This window comes from Streptomyces sp. NPDC059003, from assembly GCF_042740445.1.
In the GTDB taxonomy this organism is placed as follows: domain Bacteria; phylum Actinomycetota; class Actinomycetes; order Streptomycetales; family Streptomycetaceae; genus Streptomyces.
Genome location: NZ_JBHYJH010000327.1, coordinates 1 through 5,232, shown reverse-complemented (window position 1 = coordinate 5,232; position 5,232 = coordinate 1). Strand labels below are relative to the sequence as shown.

General features: G+C 73.5%; 6 protein-coding genes and 1 pseudogene. 5 read left to right on the top strand and 2 right to left on the bottom strand.

Annotated elements, in window-relative coordinates; genetic code table 11:
• Positions 1-211: 211 nt before the first annotated feature.
• The 3 genes from ACFWZ5_RS44665 to ACFWZ5_RS44655 all read left to right on the top strand — a co-directional run bounded on the left by ACFWZ5_RS44665 (position 212) and on the right by ACFWZ5_RS44655 (position 2,960).
• Complete coding sequence (locus ACFWZ5_RS44665) at positions 212-1,255, top strand: chorismate-binding protein (RefSeq protein WP_384805346.1); 1,044 nt, start codon at positions 212-214, stop codon at positions 1,253-1,255.
• Complete coding sequence (locus tag ACFWZ5_RS44660) at positions 1,252-2,073, top strand: aminotransferase class IV (protein WP_384805344.1); 822 nt, start codon at positions 1,252-1,254, stop codon at positions 2,071-2,073. Before ACFWZ5_RS44665 ends, ACFWZ5_RS44660 begins: the two co-directional genes overlap by 4 nt.
• Positions 2,074-2,135: 62 nt before the next feature.
• The gene (locus ACFWZ5_RS44655; protein WP_384805342.1) at positions 2,136-2,960 is read left to right on the top strand and encodes a GNAT family N-acetyltransferase; all 825 of its coding nucleotides are present in this window, start codon (positions 2,136-2,138) and stop codon (positions 2,958-2,960) included.
• A 28-nt stretch (positions 2,961-2,988) separates the two neighbouring features.
• Here ACFWZ5_RS44655 and ACFWZ5_RS44650 read toward each other — a convergent pair whose 3' ends face one another.
• Positions 2,989-3,510, bottom strand: coding sequence for a DsbA family protein (locus tag ACFWZ5_RS44650; protein ID WP_384805340.1), 522 nt, complete (start codon positions 3,508-3,510; stop codon positions 2,989-2,991).
• A 180-nt stretch (positions 3,511-3,690) separates the two neighbouring features.
• On the opposite strand from ACFWZ5_RS44650, the gene ACFWZ5_RS44645 reads away from it, so the two are divergent.
• Together ACFWZ5_RS44645 and ACFWZ5_RS44640 are read left to right on the top strand one after the other, a co-directional pair.
• The gene (locus ACFWZ5_RS44645) at positions 3,691-4,128 is read left to right on the top strand and encodes a hypothetical protein (protein WP_384805338.1); all 438 of its coding nucleotides are present in this window, start codon (positions 3,691-3,693) and stop codon (positions 4,126-4,128) included.
• A gap of 173 nt (positions 4,129-4,301) precedes the next feature.
• Positions 4,302-4,472, top strand: a complete 171-nt coding sequence (locus tag ACFWZ5_RS44640; RefSeq protein ID WP_384805336.1) for a hypothetical protein — start codon at positions 4,302-4,304, stop codon at positions 4,470-4,472.
• Positions 4,473-4,547: 75 nt separating this feature from the next.
• Here the strand turns inward: ACFWZ5_RS44640 and ACFWZ5_RS44635 are convergent.
• Positions 4,548-5,111, bottom strand: a pseudogene (locus ACFWZ5_RS44635) (CGNR zinc finger domain-containing protein); the annotation flags it as partial.
• Positions 5,112-5,232: the final 121 nt, after the last annotated feature.

Here is a 5,232-nt window from a genome sequence, read left to right as displayed (position 1 = left end):
AACTGGCGACCTCAACCTTGGCAAGGTTGCGCTCTACCAACTGAGCTACGTCCGCTTGTCTTTCCCGGTCCGCTTCCGCGTCCCGGCGACGTGTTGAACTCTAGCGGATTCCTGGGCCAGTACAAAAACGCGTTTGCGCAGCGTGCTGCCCTGTCGCCTCCGGTCGGCGGGCCCGGGGTACCGCGACGACGCCGGTCATAGACTCGCAGCCGTGCACGACCTGTCTCCTCTGGCACGCTTCGGCGGCCTTGTCGCGACCGATCTACGGGACGTGACCAGCGACCCTTCCGCCCTGGACAGCAGCGGCTTCTGGGCCGTCTGCGCGGACTTCGAGGGCCGCCTCGTCTGCGCCCGCTTCGGCGAGGTGCGCGCGGCCCCGGTGCCCGCCCCCGTACCCGGCGCCTGGCGCGGCCCCGCAGCGGGTGACTGGACGTCGTCGCTCGACCGCGCCGCGTACACGGACGGCGTGCGTCGCATACGGGCCCACATCGCGGCCGGCGACGTCTACCAGGCCAACCTCTGCCGCGTCCTGTCCGCGCCCGTCCCCGATGGCGCCGACATCGACGCCCTGACCGCCCTCCTCGCCCGCGGGAACCCCGCTCCGTACGCCGGAACGATCCGCCTGCCCGCGCACGGCGTGGAGGTCGCCACCGCGTCCCCCGAGCTGTTCCTGCGCCGAGAGGGCGGCGTCGTCGAGTCCGGGCCCATCAAGGGCACCGGAAGGACCGAGGCGGACCTCCTGGACAAGGACTACGCCGAGAACGTCATGATCGTCGACCTCGTCCGCAACGACCTCGGACGGGTCTGCGCGACCGGCACCGTGACCGTGCCCGACCTGTGCGCCGTCGAGAAGCACCCCGGCCTCGTCCACCTCGTGTCGACCGTCCGCGGCGAGCTGCGCCCCGGCGCGGGCTGGCCGGAGCTGCTCGCGGCGGCCTTCCCGCCCGGCTCCGTCACCGGTGCCCCCAAGTCCAGCGCCCTGCGGATCATCGACGCCCTGGAGACGGCGCCCCGCGGCCCCTACTGCGGCGGCGTCGGCTGGGTCGATGCCGACCGGGGCACCGGCGAGCTCGCCGTCGGCATCCGCACGTTCTGGCTCGACCGGGACGAGGGCGTCCTGCGGTTCGGCACGGGAGCGGGCATCACCTGGGGCTCGGACCCCGAGGGCGAGTGGCGCGAGACCGAGCTCAAGGCCGAGCGCCTCCTGGCGGTGGCGTCGGGCACGTACGAGAACACTGGAGGAACCCCCACGTGAAGATATGGCTCAACGGCGGCCTGCGGGATCACGATTCCGCGCGCGTCTCCGTCCTCGACCACGGACTCACCGTCGGCGACGGCATCTTCGAGACGGTGAAGGCGGTCGCCGGACGGCCCTTCGCGCTCACCCGCCACCTCGACCGGCTCGCCCGCTCCGCGCGCGGCCTCGGCCTGCCCGAGCCGGACCTGGACGAGGTCCGCCGCGCCTGCGCCGCCGTCCTCGACGCCAACCCCATGGCCCTCGGGCGCATGCGCATCACGTACACCGGCGGCCTCTCGCCGCTCGGCTCCGACCGCGGCGACCAGGGCCCGACCCTCGTCGTCGCCCTCGGCGAGGCCCCGCGCAGGCCCGACTCCACGGCCGTGATCACGGTCCCGTGGACCCGCAACGAACGCGGCGCCCTCACCGGCCTGAAGACCACCTCGTACGCGGAGAACGTCGTCGCCCTCGCCCGCGCCACCGCGCAGGGCGCGAGCGAGGCGCTGTTCGCCAACACGGTGGGGCAGCTGTGCGAGGGCACCGGGTCGAACGTCTTCGTCGTGCTCGACGGCGAGATCCACACGCCTCCGGTGTCCTCCGGGTGCCTGGCGGGCATCACGCGCGCGCTGGCCGTCGAGTGGACCGGCGCCCGGGAGACGGAGCTGCCGCTCGACGTCCTCGACCGCGCCGACGAGGTCTTCCTCACCTCGACGCTGCGCGACGTCCAGGCCGTGCACCGGATCGACGGCCGCGAACTGCCGGGCGCACCGGGCCCGGTGACGGTCAAGGCGATGCGCGTCTTCGACGAGCGCGCGGCGGACGACCTCGACCCGTAGGGCGCCGCATACGGCGTGGAAATCGGATGACGTGGGGCCGTGGGGCGGGTACAACTCCCGTGATGACCACGACCCTGCGGCCGACCGGGCCGCTCCAGCAGAGTACCGACGGCGCGAAGTCGCGCACCTACGACGTGTGCGTGAACAGCCGCCCCGTCGGCCGGATACAGCTGGGCACCCGAGGCGCCGCGGGACCTCGGGTGGCCGAGATCCTTGACCTGCGCATCGACGAGCCGGACCGCGGGCGCGGCCGCGCCACCGTGGCGGCCCTCGCCGCCGAGGAAGTGCTGCGCGGCTGGGGCTGCACCCGCATCGAGGCGGCCGTGCCCGCGACCGCCCCCGGCGCCCTGCACCTGGCGACCGCGCTCGGCTACGTGGAGCGCAACCGCAACATGGCCAAGCAGCTGCCCCTCCGTCCGCCCGCGCTGCCGGACGGCGCCCGGGCGCGGGCCATGACGCGGGACGAGTACGTGGTGTGGGTGGCGCGCGCCAAGGAGGAGTACGCCAAGGAGTCGATCCAGCGCGGCGTGCCCGAGGCCGAGGCGCGCGCCAAGGCCGAACGGGACTACGACCGCCTGCTCCCGGACGGGATCGCCACGCCCGGGGCGCGGCTGAGCGTCCTGCTCCACGACGGCGACCAGGTGGGCGCGCTGTGGCTGGCGGAGCGGGACGACGACGCCTACGTCTACGACATCGAGACCATGGAGCCGTTCCGCGGCCGGGGGCACGGGCGCACCCTGATGCTCTTCGCGGAGGCCCAGGCCCTGGCGGCGGGCAAGACCCGCATCGGCCTGAACGTCTTCGCGGGCAACACCCCGGCCCTGCGCCTGTACGAGTCGCTCGGCTACGAACCGGTCACGCACTACGTGTACAAGCAGCTGCTCTGACCGCGCCCGCCCCCGGCCCGGGGCCCGGCTAGCCCTGTGCGAGCAGGCGGTCGGTGATCTCCTCGACGCGCTCGCGCAGCCCGTCCTGGCTCTTGCCGCCGTCGAGGCGCTCACCGCCGACGACGTACGTGGGCGTCCCGGTGACCCCGATCGCCTTGCCCTCGGCCTGGTCGGCGTCGACGATCAGGATGTGCCGGCCGTCCACCAGGGCGGTGTCGAACTCCTCGGCGTCCAGGCCGAGTTCCGCCGCGACCTCCACCAGGACGGGCTCGCCCTTGCGGTCGAGGTCCTCGACGCGGGCCAGGACCGCCTCGACGTACTCCCAGCCCTTGCCCTGCTCCAGGGCCTCCTCGGCGGCCTGCGCGGCGGCGAAGGCGTGCTTGTGCTTCTCGAGCGGGAAGTGGCGCAGGCGCAGCTCGACGCGGTCGCCGTAGCGGGCCCGCAGGGCGCGGACGTCGTCGAGGGCGGTGCGGCAGTCGGGGCACTGCAGCTCGCACCAGAGGTCGACGACGACGGGGCCGGTGGGGCCGGAGGTGGAGGAGTCGTTCATGCGCACAGTCTCCCAGCCTGCGGGAAGCCGACCCAATCGGGACCGGCACCTGGGGAGGACGGGTGACCCGGATATCTCCCTGATCTCCCCCCGGGGCCGTGGCTCATCGCGGCCCCGTCGGTGCAGGATGGAGGGGAGACATGCGCCATCGAACCGCGCCCGCGGGCCTGGAGGACCGGGATGATTGCCGAGACCATCTGCTCCGCCGTAGCCGCGGCAGGCCTGGGCATTGCCGCCGTCATGGCGTATCGCAAGCGATTCCTCGCCGCGGCGCGCCTCGCGGCCTACTCCCTGGTGCCCCTGGGCCTGGTCATGACCGGAGCCGTCGAGTGGGCGGCCGAGACGGCCTTCAGCCCGGTGGCCTGGGCGGGCTTCGGCGTGCTCGGCGCGGCCTGGCTGCTGTTCCTGGCGACCCGCTCGGTGGAGCGCCGCTCCGGCGGCACCCGCAAGGAGCGCAGGGCCGCCGAGAAGGCCGCCCAGCGCGAGGCGGTCGCCCCGGCCGCGTCGGCGCCCTCCCTCGGCCAGGCGGTCAGGCCCGCGGCCAAGCAGCAGAAGAAGGCGGCGCCGGGGGAGGACTTCAGTGACATCGAGGCCATCCTGAAGAAGCACGGCATCTGATCCCGGAGGGGCCGACGGGGCCATGATCCAGGAGTGATTTCGAGCGTATCCACGGATGCCGTTCGCAGGTGCGGGCGGCGGGCCCTTCAAGGTCACGGAATGCGGCGAACTCCCAACGGACCCGGGCGTGTTGGCGGCCCGCGCGGTGGGCGCTGCGACATCATCGCGGCGAGATGCTCGACACCACCACACAGAGCGACCCCGCCCGGCCTGACGGGCACGGAACCGCCGACGAACCGCGAGGCTGCCTCTTCGCCCTCTCCCAGCCCCCGCTGATGATCTTCCTGGCGGTGATCGGCTGCCTGCTGCTCATGGCCTCACTGCACGACCTTTTCCTGCTGTAGTGCCTCCTGCCGCCGCGCTTCCTGTCGCGGGCCTTCCTGCCGCGCCCCTTGCTGCCGCGGCCCCTCCTGCTCCAGGCCCGCCGCCTCCCGGCGCCGGGCCCGGTAGGCGGCGACGTGCAGACGGTTCCCGCAGGTGCGGCTGTCGCAGTAGCGGCGCGAGCGGTTCCGGGAGAGGTCGATGAAGGCGCGCCGGCAGTCCGGCGCCTCGCAGCGGCGCAGCCGCTCCTGCTCGCCCGCGACGACGAAGAAGGCGAGCGCCATCCCGCAGTCGGCGGCCAGGTGGTCGGCGACGGACGCGCCGGGCGCGAAGTAGTGCACGTGCCAGTCGTAGCCGTCGTGGTCCGTGAGGCGCGGCGTGGTGCCCGCCGCGGCGACGAGCTCGTTGAGCAGGGTCGCCGCGCGGTGCGGATCGGTGGCCGCGAAGACCTCGGCGAACCGGCCCCGGATGTGGTGCACCCCCGCCAGGTCCCGCTCCGAGAGCGTCCCCACGTCACTGATCGCGTGGCTCGCTACGAACTCGCTCAGGGCCGCTACGTCCGCGAGCCCTTCGGCACTGCCGCCGTTCTCTTCGTCTGGCGCGGAGTTCACCAGATCGACCACGGCGTCGAGCGCACACCGGGTGTCGTGGGTGATCAGCACGATTCGCTCCCTGGCCTGGGGGTCGGGCAGGCGCCCGCCTGGTGCTGGCCGATGCTAGCGGCTCGGGCCGCCAGCTCGTTCTCGCCCTTGCCGCCCCAGACGCCGGAGGTCTGCCCGGACC

What these genes read in the sequence shown, in the direction of transcription:
- ACFWZ5_RS44655 (WP_384805342.1), top strand. Translation starts at nt 2,136, where the DNA reads ATGACCACGACCCTGCGGCCGACCGGGCCGCTCCAGCAGAGTACCGAC.
- ACFWZ5_RS44650 (WP_384805340.1), bottom strand. Translation starts at nt 3,510, where the DNA reads ATGAACGACTCCTCCACCTCCGGCCCCACCGGCCCCGTCGTCGTCGAC.
- ACFWZ5_RS44640 (WP_384805336.1), top strand. Translation starts at nt 4,302, where the DNA reads ATGCTCGACACCACCACACAGAGCGACCCCGCCCGGCCTGACGGGCAC.
- ACFWZ5_RS44645 (WP_384805338.1), top strand. Translation starts at nt 3,691, where the DNA reads ATGATTGCCGAGACCATCTGCTCCGCCGTAGCCGCGGCAGGCCTGGGC.